Annotated in this window: 26 protein-coding genes and 4 tRNA genes; 12 read left to right on the forward strand and 18 right to left on the reverse strand. The window is 37.2% G+C overall.

What is annotated here, in order from left to right:
• The first annotated feature begins 416 nt into the window (after window positions 1-416).
• On the forward strand, window positions 417-1,541 hold the full coding sequence (locus KO505_RS11220; RefSeq protein ID WP_216055548.1) for a DUF3083 family protein: 1,125 nt from the start codon (window positions 417-419) through the stop codon (window positions 1,539-1,541).
• Window positions 1,542-1,614: 73 nt separating this feature from the next.
• Here KO505_RS11220 and KO505_RS11225 read toward each other — a convergent pair whose 3' ends face one another.
• A complete protein-coding gene (locus KO505_RS11225) occupies window positions 1,615-3,891 on the reverse strand; it encodes an EAL domain-containing protein (protein WP_216055549.1) in 2,277 nt (758 codons plus the stop codon).
• Window positions 3,892-4,040: 149 nt separating this feature from the next.
• Window positions 4,041-4,403, reverse strand: coding sequence for a ribosome hibernation-promoting factor, HPF/YfiA family (hpf, locus tag KO505_RS11230; protein ID WP_216055550.1), 363 nt, complete (start codon window positions 4,401-4,403; stop codon window positions 4,041-4,043).
• 169 nt (window positions 4,404-4,572) lie between these two features.
• Here hpf and KO505_RS11235 point away from each other — a divergent pair, with 169 nt between their 5' ends.
• Together KO505_RS11235 and KO505_RS11240 are read left to right on the forward strand one after the other, a co-directional pair.
• Window positions 4,573-5,835 carry a DEAD/DEAH box helicase gene (locus KO505_RS11235; RefSeq protein ID WP_216055551.1) on the forward strand — a complete coding sequence of 421 codons (1,263 nt, stop codon included), beginning with the start codon at window positions 4,573-4,575 and terminating at the stop codon, window positions 5,833-5,835.
• A 76-nt stretch (window positions 5,836-5,911) separates the two neighbouring features.
• On the forward strand, window positions 5,912-6,277 hold the full coding sequence (locus tag KO505_RS11240; protein WP_216055552.1) for a diacylglycerol kinase: 366 nt from the start codon (window positions 5,912-5,914) through the stop codon (window positions 6,275-6,277).
• Here the strand turns inward: KO505_RS11240 and KO505_RS11245 are convergent.
• Window positions 6,269-6,787 (reverse strand): NUDIX hydrolase, encoded by a 519-nt coding sequence (locus KO505_RS11245; protein WP_216055553.1) that lies wholly within the window; start codon window positions 6,785-6,787, stop codon window positions 6,269-6,271. The genes KO505_RS11240 and KO505_RS11245 overlap by 9 nt on opposite strands.
• Window positions 6,788-6,979: 192 nt before the next feature.
• Here KO505_RS11245 and KO505_RS11250 point away from each other — a divergent pair, with 192 nt between their 5' ends.
• On the forward strand, window positions 6,980-7,717 hold the full coding sequence (locus tag KO505_RS11250) for a dienelactone hydrolase family protein (RefSeq protein WP_216055554.1): 738 nt from the start codon (window positions 6,980-6,982) through the stop codon (window positions 7,715-7,717).
• Between the two features lie 101 nt (window positions 7,718-7,818).
• On the opposite strand, the gene KO505_RS11255 is transcribed toward KO505_RS11250, so the two are convergent.
• On the reverse strand, window positions 7,819-8,010 hold the full coding sequence (locus KO505_RS11255) for a YwbE family protein (protein ID WP_216055555.1): 192 nt from the start codon (window positions 8,008-8,010) through the stop codon (window positions 7,819-7,821).
• Window positions 8,011-8,304: 294 nt separating this feature from the next.
• On the opposite strand from KO505_RS11255, the gene KO505_RS11260 reads away from it, so the two are divergent.
• The 7 genes from KO505_RS11260 (at window position 8,305) to KO505_RS11290 (ending at window position 12,585) form a co-directional block, all read left to right on the forward strand.
• Window positions 8,305-8,514, forward strand: a complete 210-nt coding sequence (locus KO505_RS11260) for a cold-shock protein (RefSeq protein WP_216055556.1) — start codon at window positions 8,305-8,307, stop codon at window positions 8,512-8,514.
• A gap of 138 nt (window positions 8,515-8,652) precedes the next feature.
• Window positions 8,653-9,585: a M14 family metallocarboxypeptidase gene (locus KO505_RS11265; RefSeq protein ID WP_216055557.1), complete on the forward strand. Its 933-nt coding sequence runs from the start codon at window positions 8,653-8,655 to the stop codon at window positions 9,583-9,585.
• 1 nt (window position 9,586) lies between these two features.
• Entirely contained in the window at window positions 9,587-10,252 is a 666-nt protein-coding gene (locus KO505_RS11270) for a DsbA family protein (protein ID WP_216055558.1), read from the forward strand.
• A gap of 3 nt (window positions 10,253-10,255) precedes the next feature.
• Window positions 10,256-10,603: a HopJ type III effector protein gene (locus tag KO505_RS11275; RefSeq protein WP_216055559.1), complete on the forward strand. Its 348-nt coding sequence runs from the start codon at window positions 10,256-10,258 to the stop codon at window positions 10,601-10,603.
• Window positions 10,604-10,694: 91 nt separating this feature from the next.
• Entirely contained in the window at window positions 10,695-11,897 is a 1,203-nt protein-coding gene (locus KO505_RS11280) for a serine hydrolase (protein ID WP_216055560.1), read from the forward strand.
• 25 nt (window positions 11,898-11,922) lie between these two features.
• Complete coding sequence (locus KO505_RS11285) at window positions 11,923-12,168, forward strand: PspC domain-containing protein (RefSeq protein ID WP_216055561.1); 246 nt, start codon at window positions 11,923-11,925, stop codon at window positions 12,166-12,168.
• Window positions 12,169-12,204: 36 nt separating this feature from the next.
• The gene (locus KO505_RS11290) at window positions 12,205-12,585 is read left to right on the forward strand and encodes a hypothetical protein (protein WP_216055562.1); all 381 of its coding nucleotides are present in this window, start codon (window positions 12,205-12,207) and stop codon (window positions 12,583-12,585) included.
• 8 nt (window positions 12,586-12,593) lie between these two features.
• Here KO505_RS11290 and KO505_RS11295 read toward each other — a convergent pair whose 3' ends face one another.
• From KO505_RS11295 to miaB, 7 genes are all read right to left on the reverse strand, one after another.
• The gene (locus KO505_RS11295; protein WP_216055563.1) at window positions 12,594-13,145 is read right to left on the reverse strand and encodes a peptidylprolyl isomerase; all 552 of its coding nucleotides are present in this window, start codon (window positions 13,143-13,145) and stop codon (window positions 12,594-12,596) included.
• Between the two features lie 60 nt (window positions 13,146-13,205).
• Window positions 13,206-14,258 (reverse strand): aldo/keto reductase, encoded by a 1,053-nt coding sequence (locus tag KO505_RS11300; protein WP_216055564.1) that lies wholly within the window; start codon window positions 14,256-14,258, stop codon window positions 13,206-13,208.
• A gap of 291 nt (window positions 14,259-14,549) precedes the next feature.
• A complete protein-coding gene (gene lnt, locus KO505_RS11305; RefSeq protein WP_252731774.1) occupies window positions 14,550-16,082 on the reverse strand; it encodes an apolipoprotein N-acyltransferase in 1,533 nt (510 codons plus the stop codon).
• Window positions 16,083-16,165: 83 nt separating this feature from the next.
• Window positions 16,166-17,041: an HlyC/CorC family transporter gene (locus KO505_RS11310; protein WP_216055565.1), complete on the reverse strand. Its 876-nt coding sequence runs from the start codon at window positions 17,039-17,041 to the stop codon at window positions 16,166-16,168.
• Window positions 17,042-17,111: 70 nt separating this feature from the next.
• Complete coding sequence (gene ybeY / locus KO505_RS11315; protein WP_371819994.1) at window positions 17,112-17,576, reverse strand: rRNA maturation RNase YbeY; 465 nt, start codon at window positions 17,574-17,576, stop codon at window positions 17,112-17,114.
• Window positions 17,569-18,663, reverse strand: a complete 1,095-nt coding sequence (locus KO505_RS11320) for a PhoH family protein (RefSeq protein ID WP_216055567.1) — start codon at window positions 18,661-18,663, stop codon at window positions 17,569-17,571. Before KO505_RS11320 ends, ybeY begins: the two co-directional genes overlap by 8 nt.
• Before the next feature lie 33 nt (window positions 18,664-18,696).
• A complete protein-coding gene (gene miaB / locus KO505_RS11325; protein WP_216055568.1) occupies window positions 18,697-20,127 on the reverse strand; it encodes a tRNA (N6-isopentenyl adenosine(37)-C2)-methylthiotransferase MiaB in 1,431 nt (476 codons plus the stop codon).
• A gap of 251 nt (window positions 20,128-20,378) precedes the next feature.
• Between miaB and KO505_RS11330 the strand changes: the two genes are divergently transcribed.
• Window positions 20,379-21,587: an FAD-dependent monooxygenase gene (locus tag KO505_RS11330; RefSeq protein ID WP_216055569.1), complete on the forward strand. Its 1,209-nt coding sequence runs from the start codon at window positions 20,379-20,381 to the stop codon at window positions 21,585-21,587.
• 100 nt (window positions 21,588-21,687) lie between these two features.
• On the opposite strand, the gene KO505_RS11335 is transcribed toward KO505_RS11330, so the two are convergent.
• From KO505_RS11335 to KO505_RS11365, 7 genes are all read right to left on the reverse strand, one after another.
• Window positions 21,688-21,762, reverse strand: a tRNA-Gln gene (locus KO505_RS11335).
• Window positions 21,763-21,774: 12 nt separating this feature from the next.
• Window positions 21,775-21,849, reverse strand: a tRNA-Gln gene (locus KO505_RS11340).
• Window positions 21,850-21,888: 39 nt separating this feature from the next.
• Window positions 21,889-21,973 (reverse strand) — tRNA-Leu (locus KO505_RS11345).
• A 39-nt stretch (window positions 21,974-22,012) separates the two neighbouring features.
• Window positions 22,013-22,089 (reverse strand) — tRNA-Met (locus tag KO505_RS11350).
• A 181-nt stretch (window positions 22,090-22,270) separates the two neighbouring features.
• Window positions 22,271-23,494: an EAL and HDOD domain-containing protein gene (locus KO505_RS11355; RefSeq protein WP_216055570.1), complete on the reverse strand. Its 1,224-nt coding sequence runs from the start codon at window positions 23,492-23,494 to the stop codon at window positions 22,271-22,273.
• 164 nt (window positions 23,495-23,658) lie between these two features.
• The gene (locus KO505_RS11360) at window positions 23,659-24,429 is read right to left on the reverse strand and encodes an ATP-binding cassette domain-containing protein (RefSeq protein ID WP_216055571.1); all 771 of its coding nucleotides are present in this window, start codon (window positions 24,427-24,429) and stop codon (window positions 23,659-23,661) included.
• Window positions 24,426-25,427, reverse strand: a complete 1,002-nt coding sequence (locus KO505_RS11365; protein WP_216055572.1) for an oligopeptide/dipeptide ABC transporter ATP-binding protein — start codon at window positions 25,425-25,427, stop codon at window positions 24,426-24,428. Before KO505_RS11365 ends, KO505_RS11360 begins: the two co-directional genes overlap by 4 nt.
• Between the last annotated feature and the right edge of the window lie 3 nt (window positions 25,428-25,430).

Genomic DNA, 25,430 nt, shown 5'->3' on the forward strand with positions numbered 1-25,430 from the left:
AATGAATAGTTATGCGAAATTTCCGAATCTTCATTATTTCTTATAATATTTAAACCTCAAAGATTCTATTGATACTTAACAAGTTTTTCCTCTACTATAGCCTAATACCAATTCTATTAAGTATTCAATCACTCAGCGTCATATCAGAGCTTTTAGTTCGAGACGTTCGAATGCAGTAATACTGGACGTCTTTCAAATTCGAGCAACAAAGAAATAGAAGCTCTGAATGACGTCTTTGATGGGACTAAAAGGTATTAATACGGCTTCACAAGATTTTGACGTAGGATAACTATGCCTTCTATCTTGTTTCTTGTCTTAATACCTTTTAGTTCCCACTGAGAGACAGAATGCTTAATAGAATTGGTATAATAACAAGACTATAAAATTTAATGTCTACGCTATCAAGTGAGGGAAAAATGAGACGAGCTACATCAATTATCCGCAAACATCGCGCGGCTGAAAAAGTATATGTATCAAGCAATTCACGTGACAATCAATACATTCTTGCAGAAATGCCATTAACCGATAAATTATTAGAACTCGTGGTTGGTGATGTTGATTTAACAAGTAAAAGTCCTTACCAAAAGTTTTATCAAAAACTATCTAAAATTGCGTTTGAAGTGATTGAAAAACACGGTATAGAACACGCTAACTTTGTTGCTAATAGCCGTCTTGTACGTGTTCGTTATAACGACGAACAGCAAGTGATACATACAGCACAACAATCATTTTTCTTTTATAGTCCTAAACATAACAGTACCTTTAAAGGTTACTTTGACGGCAGCAAACGTTCGAATAAAGTTAAGTTTTTATTTTTAGCCACAGGTGATGAGTTACGAGTTCACTCTGCAGAATTTCATAAAAAAATATATGCTGCGGTGCAAGAGATCTCTGAACGAATTGGTTTGGAACCGGGTGATTTAAAACTTAAAGATCACCAACATCTTACTTTCGATATTTATGCGAAAGAAAAAGGCAATAAAGGCACGATTACTCATACCTTCAGAGAAATATCAGACCGATATACACGTCAAGGTCACCCAATTGAAGGTGATCATACAACCATTACTTACGCTGTAGTTAACATTCCAATGGCCAGACGTTTACTAAAAGGCGTTGATATTGATTATGATAACAGCTTACCATTTGAAGGTTTTTATCAGAATTTTGAAAAGGTATTTAAAGATGCAGCTATCAAACATGATGTGAAACATGCCGCTATGATCGCCAATGGGTTGTCTCCAATTGTTCGTTATGACGAAACAGAAAAAGCGATTTTAAATGGTGAATTAATCTCGTTAGGTTTTAACCCTCACAAAGAAGAAGGCAGCATTGTATGTCAGTGGGAAGGGGATAAGTTAGTAGATAACATTCGACTGGTCTTCTTTGCCGTAAATGCGGATGAAACCAACAATACGTACGGTAAATTTGCTAACCAAGTTATTGATGCCACTAAATCATTAACAGAACAGTTAAACTGGAAAAAATCGAAAGATGAAGTGGTGATGCGATTACATCAACATATTGTTAGAAAGGTATAAGGGTACTTTTTACACTCATTTTTGATAATACGAAATCGTTTTAAAAACGGCACTTTATATAAGTGCCGTTTTTTTATGCGAAGGCTTTGTGGTCTTGATTGTCTTGCAAAAATGTATGCAGTTTAGCAACCGGTAAAGGACGGCTAAAGTAATACCCTTGTATCTCCTGACAACCCATGTCTTTTAATATATTTAAATGTTCGAGCTCTTCAACACCTTCTGCAATTAAGGTCAGTCCTAAGTTTTTACCTAAGTCGACAATGGCACTCACTATTGCTTTATCAGCTTCATTGGTATTTACATTAAAAATAAACGACTGGTCTATTTTTAACTTATCAATAGGGAACTGTTTTAAATAACTTAATGAAGAATAACCGGTACCAAAGTCATCAATAGATAACATTAAACCGACGGCTTTGAGTTTATGTAATAAATCAATGGTGTCGGACTCGTTATACATGATCACACCTTCTGTGATCTCCAGTTCAATGTTTTTAGCGGGTACTTGAGTAAAGGCTAAAGCACCAACGATCATGTCGTAGAAATTTGGGTGTTGGAATTGTTGTGGCGATATATTGATGGCGACAACGATATCTTTATAACCTTGATCGATTAGGTATTTAGCTTGTTTACAGGCATTAATAGTGATCCACTCTCCTAACGGAATGATTAATCCTGACTTTTCAGCCAAAGGTATAAATTCGGCTGGGGAAATAAACCCGTCTGGTGTAATCCAACGAATTAAAGTTTCCAATCCAACAATTTGACCATTTTGAATATTTAATTGAGGTTGGAAATATAATTCTAACTCTTTGTTACTTATTGCAACCCGCAGTTGCTCGGTCAATGCGAGCTCTTTTGAAATGGTTTCACCTAGCGGTTGAGAATAAATAATTAACGATGAGTGTTCCGTTGCAATGGCTTGATCAAGCGCAATATTTAAACACTTAATGATACTGCTTTTATCTTTTGCGTGTTCAGGAAAACAACAGAATCCAAAATCTAATTCGATATGTTTTGCGTTGCAAAACGCTTCACGTTCAATTTTAGTTTCTATTTGATGCACTATTTTGTGTAAACGTTCAGTGCAAAAGTCGGCTTCTATAATAATAGAAAACTGTTTTTCAGAGGTTTTATAAAAAGTGAATGGGTAATCATCAATAATATCATTTAACAAAGGTTGCAATAACTCGGCAACTTCTTGTAATACTTTGCCCGTTTGCTCTATCCCTAGCTGTGATACTAACTTACTGTAATTTCTTACCTCAATGGAGCCGATTACAAAGTGAGCGTTAAGCTCACATTGATCGTTTAAAATTTCATAAAATTTATTTTTGTTATACAACCCAGTAGATTGATCGTGATAGGCCTGATAATTCAACTTATCTTCAGCCAGTTTTCGCTGAGTAATGTCCGATAAATGCAGATCCCAAGTTTCCATATCTTCTAGCCAATGAATTTCACAATCAAGTGTTTTGCCACCAATGATGAATTCAAAACGTCGATGGGGTTGTTTGCAATTTAATATATGTTGTTGTGAAGTCATTACTTGGTTTTTAAGAGATTGATAAAAAATATCATCACTTAAATTTAGAGCTGTAATCAATTTTTTCGTGGCTGGATTGGAAAATACTAGGTTATTGTTTTTATCTAAGCTAATGATTGGATTTGGGTTTCGTTGAGGGAATAAAGCTAAACGTTTATTTTTCCCCGACACCAAAATATAGCTCTTAATATAACGGCCAATAAAAGTGGCTAATACCAATATCAAAACACTGTAAGCTAATACAATATATGAGGTTTGAGCCAAATTTTGTTTAGTATTTGTATACTGCTGCATAACACGTTTGTCGGTGTCTGCGGCGATACTTTGGACAATAGGTTTGGTTTGCTGACGATACATAGAAAACATTTCTAGATGTTCTCTTGCAGTATCCCATTTACCGCCTGCGCCAGATTGCATATTTTCATCGAATATTGCCGCAAGATCTGTAATTTTCTTCTGTGTTTTGGATAAATCAGTAATTTGTTGCGGGGCGACGTTGTGTTCTTGTAGGTCTTTTAACAGTTGATTAATATTTAATGAAGCTTGTTTGAAATGCTCACTATATAAATCACTATCTTGGTTGGCGTAATATTCATTTAAATACAACTCTTGTTCGGTTAACGACGAGTCTAATTTTTGTAGTTGACCAAAAATAGGGATCTCATGTTCAATCAGAATTGACGCACTGCGTTCAATTTTATCGGTTGAGTAGTATACAAATGCCGATAGTAAAATGCCGAGCGATACAATAACGCCATAAATACGGTTTGCATTGCGTTGTAATGATGCGCTATTGATTTCCAAGTGTACTTTTCCCATCTCATCTAACCGTTTAGTATTTGAGCCTCAACTTAATAAGACCGTGTGTTTAAAATAAAATTACAACGCAGTGAACAAAACCAATAAAACCAGCGTAAGCTGGTTTTATTAAATCAATGTTAGTGGTTAATTCACTATTGAGATAAATTCAGGTTTTGAATATGCTCATGAGTATGATCGGGTTCAACTTCAGTAACATGATCATTTCTGATGGCTTGTTCTATGCCTTTTTTATCAGATAATACACGATGAAGTTTTTGTACCGCACTGGTTACCGCTTGAAACATGTCGTCTTTGGTTTCTTTAATAGTGACTTTTTGAGAATGAAATACCGTATCCATTTCAACCATGGCAACTTTTTTGTTGTCGATTGATAGAATAACGTTAACTGCAATGATGTCTGGGAAGTGCTCGCTTATTTTTGTAAGTTTTTCAGAAGTGTGTTCTTTGATTGAATCTTTGATTTGTAAATGGTGACCGGAAATATTAATTTTCATAAACTACCTTAGTACAAATGTAACAGTGGAAAAATTAAAGCTTACATCTTTATATTAGTCAGAATTGAATAAGATGCAATGACTAAAACAGATTAAATAAATTAACCTGAAAAACGATTGGTTTATTTGGTAAGATCTTGTTTTGGTTAGAATATGAGCGTTTCAAATTATGTCGTTTAACACTTTAGGTTTACACTCGTTATTATTAGATGCGTTAACTGAAACTGGTTATGATACTCCAACGGATATTCAAGCTGAAGCCATCCCTCATATTTTAAATGGGGTAGATGTGATGGCCGGTGCACAGACCGGCACAGGCAAAACCGCCGCGTTTACTTTGCCTATTTTGCACAAGTTACTACTATCTGAAGACGACGGTTCCTCAAATGAGTCTTCAATTAAAAGAGTCAAAGCACTTATCCTTACACCAACCCGTGAGTTAGCCCAACAAGTTCACAAAAGTGTAAATACGTATGCCAACAAAACAACTCTCAAAACGGCCTTAGTGTATGGCGGTGTCAGCATTAAAAATCAAATTGATGATTTACAACAAGGTGTTGATATCGTTATTGCGACCCCAGGACGTTTATTAGATCATCTTTATAATCAGAATATTAGCTTAGAGCATGTTGAATATGTGGTATTTGATGAAGCCGACAGAATGTTAGATATGGGCTTTAAGGACGAAATTAGCCGCATCACCAAAAAACTACCTAGTGTTAGACAAACGTTATTATTTTCTGCCACCTTTGATGAGTCCATTTTTAAACTAAGTAAACGTTTATTAAATGATGCGGTATTAGTTGAAGTTAACCAACGTAATGCCGCTGCTACCACAGTTGAGCAAGTGGTTTACAATATTGATGCAGACAGAAAACGTGAATTGATATCTCACTTAATAGGCTCAAAAAACTGGCATCAAGTGTTAATTTTCACACGTACAAAACAAGATGCGGATGCGTTAGCAAAAGAGATGAAACTTGATGGTATTAAAGCAGAATCAATTCATGGTGATAAATCGCAAGGTGCAAGAGAAAGAGTTTTAGAACAATTTAAAACGGGCACCATTAGAGCCTTAGTAGCAACGGATGTTGCGGCGCGTGGTTTGGATATTCAAAACTTAAATTACGTGATCAATTATCAATTACCCTATATTGCCGAAGATTATATTCACCGTATCGGCAGAACAGGCCGAGCAGGTAATCAAGGATTGGCTATTTCCTTATTAAGTGTTGGTGAAGAATACTTGTTGGAAGAAGTTGAAGCTGTGTTGGATACTCGATTGTTACAACAGTGGTTGCCCGGTTATGAGCCTGATTTAACTAAGAAACCGACGAATAACCGTAAAAACACTAAAAGTGCACAAAAACAAAGAGCTGGGCGCAGAGCGGCAGGAAAACGAACTGGCAATCGTTCACAGGCTAAAAGATAACATACTGTTTAGCTAACAATCGTTAATTAGATAGATAGAAATAAATTAAAAATTTAACAAATTAAGGTAGTGTTTCATGTTTGATGTCAATAACAAACCAAAGGGCTTAGTAAGAATTTATCGGGCGACGTTAAATTCTGCCAGAGCATTTAAATGGTTGTTTTCTAACGAATCTGCGTTTAGGCAAGAGTTATTATTATTAGTCTTGGCTGTGCCAGTGACTTTTTGGTTAAACATCACGATTACACAACAAATTATATTAATTCTGGCTGTATTATTTGTCATATTCACTGAGATAGTAAATACCGCAATAGAAGCGGTTGTAGATAGAGTTGGATTAGAAATTCATCCGTTGTCAGGTTTAGCTAAAGACTTAGGGTCTTTAGCTGTCGGTCTTAGTTTGATAATGGCTGTATTAGTTTGGATCGCGGTTTTAATTTAATAATTCTTTCACGATCAATTCTAACAAAAAGGTTTCTCTTTCAATGGACATACCTTTTTTGTCGCTGTGTTTGATGGTTTTTTTGTTGTGATTGATGGCCTCATGAATATTTATCCACTTTGGGCTCATGCCGTTGTTAATTTCATGGGCTTCAAACTTAGGTTCAAGTAAGACTTCGTCAATATTGCAGAGGAAGCAATAAGACTCCATATGCACTATATCGTAGTCTGGTTTATACCAAGGACGAAATTCTTCATATAAGCCAAATTCTTGAATGTTTGTCACATTCTGCGCACCGGTTTCTTCTTCTAATTCACGTATTAATCCGGATATTACATCCTCACCTTGTTCTATGCCGCCACCGGGTAAGCTGTAGTCATGATATCGCTCTGTGTATAACAACAGAATATTTTGACCATTTAATACGATAGCCCGTGTGGCTTTACGGTTAAAACTTGAAACATGAATATCTTTAATATCGGGATGAACTGAGGATTTTAATAAACGCAAAATGAATAACTCTAATCTGGTAGTGAAGTTTCATAAGAAACAGAAACTTGTATATGAAACACAAAATTAAACGGGGAGTTTATCAGTTACGAGTATTAAAATTAACTTTTGAATTTAATCATCCCTTTACAAGGCCATTCAGTAATTTATTATTCTGCTTATAAACATCCATTCATCTATTAAGAAGTTTAAATGATCATTCATAATCAGGTTCATGATATTCCAACGCCGACTGGTGTTATGCGTACTAAGGTGTATAAACCACAAGAGCAGGGCACTTATCCTGCTATCGTATTTTATTCAGAGATATTTCAATTAACGGCGCCTATTGAAAGAACGGCGGCAATTTTGGCTGGTCATGGTTTTGTGGTATTAGTTCCAGAGGTCTTTCATGAGTTAAACCCAATTGGTACTGTTTTAGGTTATGACGATGCGGGTAAAGACAAAGGCAATCAGGATAAGTGGACTAAGCCGCTTGAACATCACGATAGTGATACGCAAGCAATGGTGGAATTTATTACATCACAAGATTACTGCACGGGTAAGATTGGCGTAATGGGAGTATGTATTGGTGGCCATTTGGCGTACAGAGCTGCATTAAATGAACATGTATTAGCGGCTTGCTGTTTATACGCAACGGATATTCACTCAGATACGTTACCTTGTGAGAAAGGGAACGACAGCTTTACCCGTACTAAAGATATTAAAGCCGAATTGCAAATGATTTGGGGCAAACAAGATCCACATGTTCCAGATGAAGGAAGAATGAAAATACATTTAAACTTAATTGCCAGTGGCAACACTTTTACATGGCATGAATTTAACGCGCAACATGCTTTTATGCGTGATGAAGGCGACCGATTTGATCCTGCATTAGCAATGCGAGTTTATGGTATGGCGGTGGAATTGTTTAATAGAACCTTGAGTTAGTTGATTTCCTGACTAACCATAGTGTTGATAACAATGTAGGAGATATGTGTTATCTCCTGCATCCTTATATAACGACAGTGATCGTTATTTTAGTTATATTTTTATAGAATTTCTTTCACACGGCCAACTTCGCCAGATTCAAGTATTACTTTAATACCATGTGGGTGCGTTGGGCTATTGGTCAGTATTTTTCGTACAGTACCTTCCGTTAACTCACCTGTACCTTGATCTAACTTTTGTTCGATATTGACTGCGATTCCAATGAGAATGTTTGACCTGTTATTTCCGTTCATTTAATTACTTCTTTTTAATTATGAGGTTCAGTTATAAACGCCTAACGCGCAATATGCCAGTTATATTTTGCTGGTTAAAAAATAAACGCTTGTGGTTGGTCAAACTTGTGTTATGATGCGCCCCGCCTTTAGAGGCTATATTTATTTTGTTACCCGCTTTATGTTATATAAATTTTAATCATTACCTTGTTATTTGATTGTAGATTTCCATCATAAGCTCTAATCAATTAAGTAAATTCTAAGGCTCCACCGGTGAATACTCACCGTAATTAAATTTTATATAAGGTTACAAACATGTCAAAAACTACTGGCGTTGTTAAATGGTTTAACGAAGAGAAAGGTTTCGGATTTTTAACTCAAGACGAAGGCGGTAAAGACGTATTCGTTCATTTCCGTTCAATCGCTTCTGAAGGTTTCAAAACGTTAAAAGACGGTCAACGTGTTGAATTCAACGTTGAAGACGGACAAAAAGGTCCTCAAGCTGCTAATGTAGTAGTTCTTTAATTAGTATTTAACTAATTAAACGAAAGAAAAGCTCGGTTTACCGGGCTTTTTTTGTGCCTGTATTTTGTTACTATTACGTCCAGAAGCTTATGATTTACCTTTAAAAGTTATAAGTGTATTTAGTAATTAAGGTATTTAATGACGTCTCATCAACAGTACAGTATTGGCACTCCAGGTATTCCATGGGGGGAAGCTGAAAAGTTAGCATGGTATAAAGCTCAAAAAATTAAACGTTCTTATCAAGAGCTCGTTGTTCGTAAGATCCAGTCCATTCATCAATCTTTATCAGGTACTCTTGAACTTAAAAATTATGGATCGATAAGCTATAACGCAGGCGATTATGATTTGTGGTTGTTCATGTCCAAACAATGGCAACATGATAAACCAACTATATTGGTGACTGGTGGCGTACATGGTTACGAAACCAGTGGCGTGTTTGGCGCATTGCGCTTTGTTGAAACAAAGTTAGCTGATTACAGTAAAGCATTTAATTTCATCGTTGCCCCTTGTATTAGCCCATGGGGATTTGAAACCATCAATCGTTGGAATCCAAATGCGGTTGATCCTAATCGTTCGTTTTATCAAAACAGTCCAGCTCAAGAATCAAAAAATATCATGGACTTTGTGTTGGGTCTCAATGTGGAAATATTGGCGCACATTGATTTACATGAAACGACAGACACAGATAACTCGGAGTTTAGACCTGCATTAGCAGCCAGAGATGCCATCCCGCAAAAGTCGTGGAATATTCCAGATGGCTTTTATGGCGTAGGTGATACGTTAAAACCAGAACCTGAATTCCAAAAATCTATTATAGAGTCTGTTGCTCAAGTGACACATATTGCGCCAGCGGATGAAGATAATAAGTTAATAGGTTCAGACTTAGCTCAATTTGGCGTTATAAATTATCCGACCAAAGAGTTAGGTTTATGTGCTGGTTTTACTGATGCTCCTTATGTGTCAACCACAGAAGTATATCCAGACAGTCCTTCATCAAATGATGAAAATTGCATAGTAGCTCAAGTGGCAGCAATTACAGGTGCATTAACGTATCTAATAGGGAACAAATAATATGACAGCAACACAACAACCATTACGCATTGATATTGTCTCTGACGTTGTTTGCCCTTGGTGTATCGTCGGTTTTAAACAACTTGAACAAGCGTTAAATGAGTTAGGTTTAGTTGCCGATATTCATTGGCAACCGTTTCAACTTAATCCGCAAATGGGATCTGAAGGGCAAGATCTTCGTGAACACGTTATTGAAAAATATGGCGTCAGCGTTGAAGAGAGTATTAGCACCAGAGAACGAATCAGTAGCATAGGCAAATCATTAAATTTTGAAATTAACTTTACTGACAACTCACGCATATATAATACGTTTAGCGCTCATAAATTACTGCATTGGGCCGAACAAAAAGGCTTACAACATGAGTTGAAATTAGCCTTGTTTACCGCATATTTCAGTCAAGGTATCGACGTTAGTAACCAAGAACGTTTATTAGAAATTGTTGAGTCAGTGAATTTAGACAAAAACGAAGCGAAACAAATTTTATTATCAGAAGATGTTACTGCAGAGGTAAATCAAATCGCTCAATTTTGGACATCACAAGGTATTTCAGGCGTGCCTGCGATGATATTTAACCAAAGGCATTTGGTGACAGGGGCGCAAGGTACGGAAAACTATACCTCTATCTTAAATCAAATTATTTCATTAGCCCAAACGGAACAAGAGTAAGTTATGAACTTGAATATATTACTTAATAAATTAGAAACGGACTCTGACACGGTTAATTTCAGTGATGTGATCACAGTGATAGATAATAATTATCATTATTCACCTACGGGCTTTATCAATGGTGACGTGGTAAATACCATAGGGACCAATGAAGGTTCTTGCAAAATATTCGCTTTTGCGAAACTACATGAACTTAATGAACAACAAACCTTAGCGTGTTTTGGTGACTATTACCGCAAAGATGTATTATTAAATCCTGACGGGACAGATCATGCCAATATTAGAAACTTCATGTTAACAGGATGGTCGGGTGTTAAGTTTGAAGATGAGGTGTTACGTTTACTTAAATAATTAAAAAATAAGAGTATTTTTCTATACCTCACAGGTCAAACTAGTTAGTATGATTTACAGTTTTTAACGGATTAATAAATGAAGCATCAAGATGAAAAGTAAATTAGTAAGAATATTTTCTGCAATTAGTTTGGCCTTGTTAGTATTGATTGGTGTGTATAACCAGCAACTGATTCAGCTATTTCATACCATCCGTTTATTCAATTCCGATGTCATCGTACATAATTTTTCTCATATTCCTGACCTAGTGCAAACCAAAGTTATTAAACCAACGGGTCCGGTTAATACATTTGATCATTCGCCAAAAGCACTACCTGCAACATTTGACTATTATGGTGACAGTAAAAACACGCAAGACTGGCTTACTGCAACAAACACAACCGCATTATTAGTCGTTAAAGGTAATGACATAACGTTTGAACAATATTATCAAGGTACAGGGGAGTTCGATCATCGAATCTCATGGTCGATGGCCAAGTCTTTTCTAAGTGCGCTTTTTGGAATTGCAGTTGAAGATGGACTTATTCCCGATCTAAATGTTCCGGTTACCGATTATGTTCCACAATTAATTGGTTCTGGTTATGAAGGGGTTTCAATAAAAAATGTCTTACAAATGTCCAGCGGCATTTATTTTAATGAAGATTATGGCGATTTTTTTAGCGATATTAATCGTTTAGGTCGGATAATGGCATTAGGGGGGAGCTTTGATGATTTTGCTGCGTCGCTAACAAGCCATAAAACACCGGGCACTGAAATGCATTATGTCAGTATAGATACGCATGTGGTTGGTATGGTACTTCGTGCGGCAACAGGCAAACGTATTGAGCAGTATTTTGCAGATAAGTTGTGGTCAAAACTTGGTACCGAAAGCGAAGCAATTTATATCACGGACAGTACCGGCGAACCTATGGTATTAGGTGGCCTCAATATTATCACGCGCGATTATGCCAGAATGGGTAAACTATACAGAGATAATGGAGTGTTGAACGGTGAACAACTAGTCCCTTTATCTTGGATTGAAGACAGTTTAAATAATAATGAACCACATCTAAAAGCTGAAAGAAGAGCGGATAATTCTGTTAAATTTGGTTATGGATATCAATGGTGGATACCATTAGACGCAGATCAAGAATTTTTGGCTATTGGCATTTATGGTCAATATATTTACGTTAATAAAAAATTAGATGTTGTCATTGTTAAAAATAGCGCCGATACTAACTTCATGGCCAATGGTTATGAAAGTAAAGTTATCGCAGTGGAAGCATTTAGAGCCATCGCAAAATCACTTAATTAGGATTGATATTAACAAGGAGAGTTAAATGGAAACTAAAAAACGTTTTTCAATAGGCATGAACCCTATTTTGTTAGGGCTTTGTGACGGCATTTCAAGTTACACATCCGTGGACGCTTGGATTGTCAGAGTATTATTCTTTGTTATCTTATATCTCATCACAGGCAGTCTTATTATAAATTTTCTTTTATATGTATTGATTGCTTTTTTTATGCCTCAACATAAAAGCAGTTATCAAGTTGATAGAGAATATCGAGCTAACAATAATAGATAAAGTTCTCCTACATATCGCTGGATAAAGAAGGTTTAAATGAAGTATCAAATTACAGTTAAGGGTTATGTAATCTCTATTTCAGTATTAACAATTTTTAACCATTATGACACCAATAGCATGGTTAAGAATCTCACTGAAATCATTGAAGGTTTTGATGGTCAGCCATTCTATATGCTTATCGACTTATCCATGTCAGATGGCGGTACCCCTGAAGCGTTTGAACAAACTCGGAAGTTTAACCTTTGGTTGGACGAGCAAAATTTAAAGGCCAAGGCCATCGTATGTCCTTCACCTTTGTTAAAAAATATAAATGAGTCGAGAGTTCGTACATCGGATAAACAACTCATAAAATACTTTGAAGATATTAAAAGTGCACATAGTTGGTTTGATGAATTATCATTACAATACGTAATTTAACGCCGTTGTTACATGTCTATTAACGTGATCTTGTGAATGACTACAGGTGATGAAGGCTGATGAAAAGCAACTTGTTTATTGTCCCCCAACCAAACCTCTTTTACCTGTACATTACTAATTTTTTTAACCACATCCAATCCGTTAACTACTTGAGCAAACACCGTATATTTACCGTCTAAATGACTTCTTGTTGCATCACAAATATAGAACTCAGTACTGCCACTATTTGGATCTTCTGACCGGGCTAACCCAACCGAGCCAAGGATATGTGGGTTTTTATTAAATTCGGCTTTAACCGTACGGTTAATGCTGGTTACGTCGTCGTCATCCCCGCTGCCAGCTTGAATAACATGACCTTTTACGACTCGATAGAAGGTTTTGTTGTTATACCAGTTTTCAGTTATCAAGGATTTAAAGTGCGCCACGGTGGCTGGCGCATCGTCTTGATAGAAGGCAATGGTGATGTCACCCAGGTTAGTTTCAATTTTAGCTAATTGTTGTGCCCATGTTGGTAACGTTACAAACAATAACCAGATACTTAATAAGTAAAACCTTTTCATAATCAGTTCAATAACCCCGTTAAAAGGTCAATTAATATAATGCTATCGGAACACCCTTGTTTAAAAAGGAGCAGGGTAGGTCTTGATAACTTGATCGACGGCGCTTAAGGTTTGCTCAGATAATGTTAAATCAAACGCCGCTATATTTTCTTCTAATTGATTTAAACTTGTGGCCCCTATGATAGTAGACGTGACACCGTCAACATTATCACACCAATTAAGGGCTAACTGAGCGGTTGTGATACCCGCATTAGCAGCAATCTTTGCGTATTGTTGTATGGCTAAATCGCATTGTTCAGTGGCTCTAAATAATCCGTTGCGTTGCGCCATAGTCCAACGACTTCCTTCAGGTCGTGCGCCATTTAAATATTTACCGGATAACATGCCTCCAGCTAGGGGAGACCAAGGTAAAAATGCGATATCTTCATGTACACAGTTTTCAATTAAATATGGCCAGTCTTTGTTATGCAGTAAATTAAACTCATTTTGTATGGCTACCATCTTAGGCAAAGCATATTGCTCACTAAGTTTTAAATATTCATTAATGCCCCAGGTCGTATCGTCAGATAAGCCACAGTGCCTAATTTTACCTGCGTCCATACAAATTTTAAGGGCTTGTAAAATTTCCAACATTTGAGCTGATTCTTGTTGACGGTCAACGTTAGTGAAGTTGATTTTATTGGGCCTATGTTTAGAAAAGTGCGGTGATGTTCGATTTGGCCAATGTAATTGGTATAAGTCAATATAATCAGTTTGTAGGCGTTTAAGGGAGGCGTCTACCGATTGAATTACCGCTTCGCCAGTAATGATGCCACCGTTGCGGATATAAGGTAGGCCAGCGCCTGCGATTTTAGACGCAAGAATAATATCTTTACGTTTTGTTTGATTAGCGTTAATCCAGTTGCCGATATAGGTTTCTGTCAAACCGTATTTTTCGCCTGAGGGCGGGACGGGGTATAACTCCGCAGTATCGATAAAATTAATGCCTTTTGATAGGGCAAAATCAATTTGTTGATTGGCTTCCTGTTGGCTGTTTTGTAGGCCCCATGTCATTGAACCTAAACAAACACGAGAAACATCAATATTACTGCTACCTAGTTTCGAAAACTTCATTGTTGATATCCATCTATTTAACTCAGTATTAATATACGTTAACTATCATAAACATACATGTCTATTACCAATTAAAAATAGAAGTAATAAAAATAAATAGTTAAACATGCAATATGTAAACTAATATTAATAATATAGGGGAGAGCCTTATCGATTTAATCTTCGAATAAGGGATAATAACCACAGTATGAGCAGGACGCTCACTGTTGTTGTTTTTTATTGTTATTCCCTTATTTGTGCCCAACCTATTGTGTTGGGCTTTTTTTTGCCTGATATATTAGACAATAAAGGTTATTTTTTTCGGCGCCAAAAAAGAATGGTAGTTAATAAGAACATCAACAGCCAAGTGGTTAAATTACCGAATCGTTTATAAAAGGCATGTGAGGTAGATAAATTTAATGGGTAGGTTAACACCTTTGCAATATTTTGATTAATCGAGGCGCTAATTTGTCCTGTTTGATCAATTACCGCTGTTACACCATTATTAGTTACTCTGACCACTGGCATTGCGAATTCAAGTGCACGCATTTGCGCCAATTGTAAATGCTGCCAAGGACCATGTGAATCACCAAACCATGCATCATTACTCAGGGTTAAGATGAAGTCACTATTGTCGGTTAAATTAGCACTGATCTGTTGTGGAAACGCAATTTCAAAACAAATGGCTGGGGCGATATGGTAGCCATTAGCGATTAAATTATCTTGTTGATATTCCCCTCTATTAAATGAAGAAAATGGCAGATCAAAAATAGGCGCTAATTTCCTAAGGATACTTTCAAAAGGAACAAATTCGCCAAAAGGAAGAAGGTGATGTTTACTGTAACGATTGTTGTGTAAATATTGATAATGGCCAGAGGTGTCGGTTGTATTTTTTTTACCTAAAGTAACAATGTTATTGAAGGCGTATGTGGTGTTAGGTTGATAATCAACAATGCCTGTAATAAGTGCTGTATTTGACTCGCTCGCGTCTTTATCCATGTCACTCAGGAAATCATTGGATGATATCTCTAATCTAGGTATTGCTGCTTCAGGCCAAATTACGATATCGGCTGATTGCCAATGTGGAGAAGTGAGTTCGTAATATTTCACCATAGTCGGCACTTCATTTTCAGGTTGCCATTTAATACTTTGAGCAATGTTTCCTTGTACCAGAGCAAGGTTTATCTGTTTTTTGTTATCTTCACTCCATTGATAATAAGTAAGCGATTGTCCGGCTAGTGGGATCAAAAATAAGGCAACAATGGACACCGTTTTATATTTATAATTGTCCTTGGTTTTTGTTGTATGCATGTTAAATGCAATGACGATAAGACAACTTAATAAGACGACAATCGCTTGTAATCCAAACTCACCAACTATAGGGGCATAACCAGATAAACTACTGGTTAATTGACTGTATCCAATGGATAACCAAGGAAAGCCAGTTAATAAGACGGACCGCAAATATTCGACACTTAACCAAAGTGGAATAACCACAAAAAGGCTGTATTTATCTTTGGTTTTAAACGTTAGCCAACTGAATAGCGCAGGGAAGAGTGCAAGGTAAGCCACTAGCAGCAACATTAATAACAATGAGAAGAATAATGGCAACCCGCCAAAGTCAGCTATCGCGTTATGTATCCAACTAAGACCAAAACTGAACCAACCTAACCCAAATATGAAACCATTACGAGTTGCCTGTTTGACATTGGGGGAGTGGATAATGGCAATGAGTAATATTGGGAAAGAAATAAACGGCAATAGCCATATATTAAATGGACTATAACTGAGCGTTAATAATCCACCTAAAATAAAAATGGTTAGGTTTGGTAGGTTGACACTCAATAGTTTATTGGAGGTATTAAAAAAGGATTGGATTATTAATTTCCAATCCTTTTTTAAATTTCCTAGGCGTTGATTAGTGTGATCTATGACTCAGACCCTTCTTCTTCAAACTTTGGGACCGTAACTGTAATTTGCTGTATTCTACGTGTATCAGCGGTATGCACTTTGAAAACTAAGCCATCGATATCGACTTCTTCACCTTTCTCAGGCATGTGACCAAATTGATGTAAAACAATACCACCTATGGTATCTGCGTCTTCTTTATTGTAATCGGTATTAAAGAAGGCGTTAAAATCGTCCAATTCAGTTAAGGCTTGCACCATAAATACATGTTTGGAGATCTTACGAATATCGTCAGTTTGATTTTCTTCTAAATCAAATTCATCTTCTATTTCACCAACGATAAGTTCAAGAATATCTTCAATTGTAACCAATCCAGATACACCACCGTATTCATCAACCACTACGGCCATATGATAACGGTTTTGACGAAACTCTTTTAACAAACTGTCAACCCGTTTGCTTTCTGGAACGACGACGATAGGGCGTATTAAATCTTTGATTACGATTTCTTTGTCGCGGTCAATCAATAATTTAAGCAAGTCTTTTGCTAATAATATACCTTCTACGTGATCTTTATCTTCGGCGACAACCGGAAATCGAGAATGGCCAGACTCAATCATTGCAGGAATAAATTGCTCTGGACTATCAGACAGATCTAACGTGATCATCTGAGAACGTGGGATCATGATGTCACGGATGCGAAGATCTGCAATCTCCAAAACACCATCAATCATGTTCTTTGTATTCTGATCAATTAAATCATTTTGTGCAGCGAGAGCTAAAACATCGACTACATCTTCTTTACTCTGTGGTTCATCACTAAATATTTGGCTGATTTTATCTAACCAACCTTTGCTGGACGAACCGTTACTACTATGGGGGCTATCTTCGCTCATTCTTTTTAGAATGCTCCTGTGTTACTAAAATTTAATAGTGATTGAATTTTGTTCAAACCACTCACTTTGATTATTGATCGTTATACGGATTAGGGAAACCCATTTTTTGTAATATTTCTATTTCAAGGGATTCCATCTCTTGTGCTTCTTCATCTTCAATATGGTCATACCCTAATAAATGCAAGCTGCCATGTAGCAACATGTGTGCCCAATGAGCGTCAAACGACTTGTTCTGCTCTTGTGCTTCTTGGTTAACTACTTGAGAACAAATGATTAAGTCGCCTAATAAAGGAAACTCCATCTCTTCGGTAATAAATGGCGGCACTTCCGCTGGAAAAGACAATACATTGGTCGGTTTAGCTTTATCGCGATATTGGTGGTTAAGCATTTGGCTTTCATCTTCATCGACGATACGTACGGTAAGTTCAGATAACGATTGAAACTCTGGCAAAAACTGATTTAACCAATCTAAACATTGCTGCTCAGACGGGATTTGTTTGTTTGTGCTGGCATTTTGATAATCAAGTTCAACCATTTGGGTTACTCTCACTTGCCGCATTAGAAGGGTTGTTTTTTAGATCTTCAGCTTGTTGTTTTTTCTCAGCTTCGTAAATGGCTTTGTCTCGTCTTATTTGTTCATCATGACGTTCATAGGCCATAACAACTTTAGCTACAACAGGGTGACGTACAACGTCATTTGCTTGGAAAAAATTAAAACTAATATCGTCAATGTCGGCTAATACTTCGATGCTGTGGCGTAAACCTGAACGAGCACCTCGTGGCAAATCCACTTGAGTAATATCGCCCGTGATCACCGCTTTCGAATTAAAGCCAATACGAGTTAAAAACATTTTCATTTGTTCTACCGTCGTATTTTGGCTTTCGTCCAAAATTATAAAGGCATCGTTTAATGTTCTACCACGCATATAAGCTAATGGCGCTACTTCAATAACGTTACGTTCAATTAAACGTTCTACTTTTTCAAAACCTAACATTTCAAATAAAGCATCATATAAAGGGCGTAAATAAGGGTCTATTTTTTGACTTAAATCACCCGGTAAGAAGCCAAGTTTTTCACCAGCTTCTACCGCAGGGCGGGTTAACATAATACGTTTAACTTCTTGACGCTCTAGGGCATCAACGGCACAAGCTACCGCTAAATACGTTTTACCGGTTCCGGCAGGACCAATACCAAACGCAATGTCATTGTTAAGTATATTTGCAACATAATCTTGCTGATTTGGGTTACGAGGTTTGATATTGCCTTTACGTGTACGAACAACAATATCATTACTAAAGTCTGCATCACTTTGATCTAGTAACTTAGAACCTTGAATTGCAAGATGTACATTGTCTGGCGTCAGTTCATTCGCTTTAACTTTATTCTGAACTTTTGGATCCGCTTGAGTCTCAACGTATAAGGATCTGATAACGTCGGCAGCGGCAAGGGAATTCACGGTCTTGCCAACAATTTTAAATTGATTACCTTGATACGTTACTTCAACACCCATACGACGTTCAATATGTTTTAAATTGTCGTCGTACGGACCTATTAACGAGGCTAATCTGTCCTTGTTAGCCGGTTCTAAAAATATTTCAGTGGTCGTTAATTTGTTAGACAAGAGTGATCCTCAAAGTAATGTTTTTAATAACGATTAAGGTGTAAATGTCGCCACACCTAACTCATCAAGATTGGTTGCACGTTTAGCTAAAATAGCAGACGGCGCAGTATCTTGACGTAATCCCATTTCATCTTCGCCGCGTATAAATTCAGCACGTAAGGAATTGGTATATACATCCACTACTTTAACATCGGCAAAACCACCAATTAAAGTATGTGGCCCTTCGAAGTTAACAACACGGTTGTTTTCAGTACGGCCGCGTAATTCTAATGGGTTTTTAATTGATGGACCTTCCACCAAAATACGTTGTTCAGTGTTTAACATTGAACGTGAAATCTGCAGAGCTTGATGCGTAATTAAGTTCTGTAGTTCATGTAAACGGTCTTTCTTTTCTTGTTCACTGACGTCATCAGGTAAATCGGCAGCTGGTGTACCAGGACGCGCGCTATAGATGAAACTAAAGCTATGATCAAAACCAACGTCAGCAATTAACTTCATTGTTTTTGCGTGATCTTCAGCTGTTTCACCAGGAAAACCAATAATAAAGTCACTCGACATACTAATGTTTGGACGAACTTTACGAAGTTTACGAATCTGAGACTTGTATTCAATGGCAGTATGGCCACGTTTCATTTGGGTCAGTATACGGTCAGAGCCCGATTGCACTGGTAAATGTAAATGGTCAACTAATTCAGGAACGTCAGCATAAGCTTCAATGATGTCGTCACTAAACTCAACAGGGTGCGATGTGGTGTAACGAATACGATCAATCCCATCAATGCTTGCAACTAAACGTAATAACTCACTAAAGTGGCATACGTCACCATCATGGGTCGCACCACGGAATGCATTTACGTTTTGGCCTAATAAGTTAACTTCACGTACGCCTTGTTCTGCAAGTTGTGCAATTTCATACAGTACATCATCTACAGGACGAGACACTTCTTCACCACGGGTATAAGGTACTACACAGAATGTACAATATTTACTGCAGCCTTCCATGATAGAAACAAAAGAACTCGGGCCATCCGAAGTAGGCTGAGGTAAACGGTCAAACTTTTCAATTTCAGGGAATGAAATATCAATAACCGAACCGCCTTCGCCACTTTGAATTTGGTCAATCATTTCTGGTAAGCGATGTAATGTTTGTGGACCAAATACCATATCAACATAAGGGGCTCGTTCACGAATGTGTTGGCCTTCTTGCGAAGCAACACAACCACCAACACCAATAACTAAATTAGGGTTTTTCTTTTTTAAATTTTTCCAACGACCCAATTGATGAAATACTTTTTCTTGTGCTTTTTCACGAATCGAACAGGTGTTCAATAAGATCACGTCAGCATTTTCAGCTTCGTCGGTAAACTCATAACCATGACTGTCATCCAAAAGATCGGCCATCTTTTGCGAGTCATACTCGTTCATTTGGCAGCCCCAGGTTTTAATGTGTAATTTTTTAGTCATGGTACTCTCTATTACTTCTGTTTGTTCAAACGCAAACGCGCAACACGGCGTTGGTTAGTGTTGGGGAAACCCCAAAATGGCGCGTATTTTACAAGTAAATGGACTGAACTGGAAGAGGTGAATTCTAAACTTGTTGGATCTTATTCAGTCTTGATATTTAAATTGGTTTAATTCGCCTTATTTCTGGCATAATAATGCCAATTCCCTTGTTAAGTTTTACTTAATTAACACAACAATTTAGGTAGTTTACATTGACCAAAGGCTCTGATTTAAAAGAACAATTTTATGATGTGGTGATTGTAGGTGGTGGCATGGTTGGTGCTGCTCAAGCGTCGGCGTTAGTAAAACAACAAAAGCGTGTATTGGTGATTGAAAAATATATTCCAAATTCAGATGTTTTAGCGCAAATACCACTAAGAGTCTCCGCGATTAACCTAGCTAGTGAGCAATATCTAACAGAATTAGGTGTTTGGTCGCATATTGGCGAAACATCTAAATGCATGTTTAACCAATTGGCTACGTGGGAACAAAGACATAAACCTGTCATTTTTTCAGCCACTGATATTCAAAAATCGCATTTAGGTTATTTGATCAGAAATGAGGCGCTGCAATTAGCAGCATATGATGAGCTTAATAATACGGCAGATCATGCAGTTGATATTATCACGGATTGTAAATTAACGAGTATTGATCAAACTAATGAACAGGTCAGCGTCCTGTTAACAAATCATGTTTCCAATGAAACTATTACCTTTCATTGTTCGTTATTAATCGGGGCAGATGGCGCCTTCAGTCAAGTTCGAAGTTTAACCGACATAGGAACAACAGGGTGGGATTATCAACAACATTGTTTAAGCCTCACCATTAAAACCGATTTTCCTACTCAACATATTACTTGGCAAGAATTTCAACCTTCGGGGCCTAAAGCGTTTTTACCTTTGGAAGACGGTTATTCAGTATTGATTTGGTATGACAATGCCGAGGAGATTAAACAACTTGTTCAGTTATCGAATGAACAACTAAAAAATCAAGTGCTAACTCGTTTCCCTGATTTGGCCGGAGAGTTTGACGTTGTTGCTAAAGCATCGTTTCCATTAACTCGACGACAAGCCAACCAATATATAAAAGGGCGAGTAGTATTGGTTGGCGACTCCGCACACACCATTAATCCGTTAGCAGGACAAGGCGTTAATATTGGTTATAAAGATGTTGAAGTTTTATCGCAGTTATTGGAGGAAATAGATATTAAACAGAGTGAGGCTTTGTCGGCGGTTCTCAAGCAGTACGAAAACATCAGAAAACGTGAATCACAACTGATGTCTTTAGCCATGGATAGTTTTTATAATTTGTTTTCTAATGATAAAACGGCAGTTAAATTATTAAGAGGCGGATTATTAACCTTAGCGAATAAATTTGAGTGGGCAAAAAAACAAGTGCTTAAAAAAGCGGTGGGATATTAAGTTATCCTGCTGCAGTCTCTAAACTGAAGGTTTAAAAGTTAGCTTTGTCATTTAATTTTTTACAACAAAAAAGGCCTCGCAAATGCGAGGCCTTGAATGTTGGCTGGGATACCAGGATTTGAACCTGGGAATGGCGAGATCAAAACCCGCTGCCTTACCGCTTGGCGATATCCCAACAAAAGAGAAGTGGCTGGGATACCAGGATTTGAACCTGGGAATGGCGAGATCAAAACCCGCTGCCTTACCGCTTGGCGATATCCCAACTGAAACTTTTTGAATATGTGTTTCACATATTAATACATGGTGCGGAAGGAGAGACTTGAACTCTCACATCCTAAGATACTGGAACCTAAATCCAGCGCGTCTACCAATTCCGCCACTCCCGCAAATACTGTTCACTAAAGGTTGGTAAGGTAATCAAGAATTGGTGGCTACGCCCTGATTTGAACAGGGGACCCCATCATTATGAGTGATGTGCTCTAACCAGCTGAGCTACGTAGCCACTCTTGAATACCGCCTCAAGCGATGGCGCGTATTATGCTGATGACGGCTGGTATCGTCAACTGCTTTTTTAAAGAAATTTGCAAAAAACAGAGCGTTTGGTCTTATTTTGCACAGTGCGGTTAAAAAGTGAGACTATATTAGGTAAAAAATGACCTATAAGTCTCATTTAAGTTTATTTATTATTTTGCGGTATTTGATTCTTCGTAAAAATTGGCCCACTCAACCGCATTTACATAAAAGTCGGGCAATACATCTTGTTCCATTCTAAAGCGAGCACATGCTTTACGCATCGCACTCCAACTTGCTGATTCATATGCCTTAGTGATCCTCAATATATTACCTAACGTATTCTCGTGACCGATTAAAGCAGCAGAGACTTCTTCCGTAATAGGTAATTGTTTCACTAGGTCTTCCATCGGTTGTTCTAATATGACATCTAATAAAGAGAATAAACCGAGTATGAAAGCGTCGTCTGCTAAAGAGGGGGCCACTTTAGAAGCGATATTCTCACAAAAGCGCGCTCGGATAATGGACATCTCTGTTAACTCTTCACGACAGTGTTCCGCTATATGAGCCGTTAATATTAATGTGACGAACTTTTTAACCTGAGCAGCGCCCAAATAAACTAACGCTTGTTTTAATGACGATATCGGATCTCGGACAGGAAATAGACCAGAGTTTATAAATTTTAATAATTTAAAGGCTAATGCCGTGTCACGTTCAAAAAATGACGATAATTTAGTGTAATCAACATCAAGTTTTAACGTTTCTTGGTACATAGCTAAAATAACAGTTTGATTTGCGTGTACGTCTTTTTGTTCAATGATTTGAGGCGTACAAAAGTAATAACCTTGGAAAAAATCAAAACCCATGTCTTTAGCTTTGTCGTATTGTTCTTGTGTTTCAATACGCTCGGCTAAAATTTTCAAATTTTTATATTTTCTTAATTTAGGCAATATAACTTCAATTTCAGCAAATGAAGTTTGGTGTAAGTCAAATTTGATCAGTTTAATCAATTTTAAAAATGGTTCCCAAGCCGGATTATAAACAAAGTCATCCAATACCAATTTATAACCTTTACGGTATAGTTGGCGGCATGCTTCATAAACTTCAGGGGTGGGTCTCACACTTTCCAAAATTTCCACCATGGCTTTATTAGGTGGTAATAAACTAGGTACTTGATCTATTAATGCTTGTTCAGGGTAATTGATTAAAGCTGGTTTTCCAGACGTGATTTTATCTAAACCCTGATTGAAGTGGCTATCCAATAACAATTTGGATGTAGCTGAATTGGATTCAACGCCAGGGAATACATTTTTTAAGCTATCGCGAAATAAGAGTTCATAAGCAACAACATTGTCTTTTCGATTGTATATTGCTTGACGTGCTGTATAGACGTTCAATGTTAACCAATCCTTGAATGTTAAATTGAATTGAAGTAGATGTAAGGTTATCAAAATTAGTAAGTTGAACAAACCTTTTATATCGTTTTAGATATAAGACCAGTTGCATCCGGACCTAATATTCAATACATGTGGCGAAAATACAACCATATACTTGTCCGTTTTTACATATCTAATGAACTGAGCAGTTTTTTGGTTTTATCGTGACTTGGATTCGCAAAAATTTCTGCAATATTGCCTTGTTCAATTATTTGTCCGTTATCCATTATTAAGATTCTGTCACTGAGGTATTTAATTAATGAAATCTGATGTGAAATTAATATATAGGTTAACTGATGCTGCTGTTGTAACTCAATCAATAAGTTGATGACTTGTGCCCGTAATGACGGATCAAGAGGGGCTAGGGCTTCATCAATAATAACCACTTCTGGATCTAATATTAATGCTCGGGCAATACTAATTCTTTGTGCTTGGCCGCCAGAAAACATATGTGGGTAATATTCGGCATGTTCAGGCAACAAACCAACCATACGTAATGCCGAATAGATTTTAAGTTGGCGTTCATCTGCATTGAGATTGGTATTAAATATTAAAGGTTGCTCTAGTTGCTGGCCAATTTTTATGGTTGGATTAAGTGATTTTTGTGCGTCTTGGAATATCAGTCGAATGTTTTTACAAAAAAATGATGTGTTGTACCAATCTATTTCAATCCCGTTATGTGTTAAATATCCTGAGTCGGGTGTTTCTGCTGCGGCTAATAATCGAGCTATGGTACTTTTCCCTGAACCGGCTTCTCCAACGATGGCAATCGTTTCGCCTTTTTTAAGGCCAAAAGTGACAGGGCCAATGACTACATCTTTGCCTTTTTTTAGCCAATGCGCTTTGTCTTTATAACACTTAGTTACTTCATTAACCCTTATAAATTCAACACTCATGCTTTTTTCCAATTATCTGTTAGCGGGTAATGACAACGAAAATATTGGCCTTTTACCTTTTGTTGCTCAGGAATTTTTACACAGGCTCTTTGTGCATTTGGGCAACGAGGCCCTAAACGACAGCCTATCGGTAAATGTTGTAAGGTCGGAATTGTGCCTTTAAGAGCATACAACTTTTGTTTGTTATTAATATCACGAGCATTGAAGTCGGGTTCACTGTCAAATAATGCTTTGGTGTAAGGGTGTTTCGGGGCGTTAATAATGTTTTTGGTTAATCCACTTTCGATTAACTGACCGCAGTACATAACGTTAATTGAATCGGCCCAACTGGTGATAGACACCAAATTATGAGTAATAAAAATAACCCCCATTTCTTTAAGCTGATTCAAGCTTTTTAGTAACTTGATCACTTGTAATGAGGTTGTGCTTTCTAATGCCGTGGTAGGTTCGTCGGCGATTAATAATTTAGGCTCTTTGGCAATCGCCATGGCGATCATTATTTTTTGGCAAATACCTTCAGACAACATATGGGGATAACTGTTAAATACTTTTTCGTGATCTTTAATACCAACTTTATGTAACAGTCGAATGCATTTTTTTATTCTTAACTCTTTTTTAGCACCAAACCAGCCCGAAAATTCATAGTCGGGTAATGACTCTTCTAATTGAGAGAAAATATTGGAGGTAGGATCTAAACAACGGCGGGGTTCTTGATAAATCATAGAGATATTATCGCTGATAACTTTTCTACGTTTAGTTTCCGACATTCTATTTAAATCTTGCCCCATAAAATGTAAACGGTCAGCTGTCACGTGCCAGCGATTATTTAACATGCCAACCAGGGCTTTAGCGATTAAGCTTTTACCAGAACCTGACTCGCCAATTAAGCCACTGACTTCAGCCATTCTCATAGAGAAGTTTGCCGACTCAACCGCTTTAATTCTGGAGTCATTAGTGATCAACTCAATATTTAAATTTCTTATGTCTAGTAATCGCACATT

It is taken from the genome of Psychrosphaera sp. F3M07 (assembly GCF_018860345.1).
GTDB classification, from domain to species: domain Bacteria; phylum Pseudomonadota; class Gammaproteobacteria; order Enterobacterales; family Alteromonadaceae; genus Psychrosphaera; species Psychrosphaera aquimarina.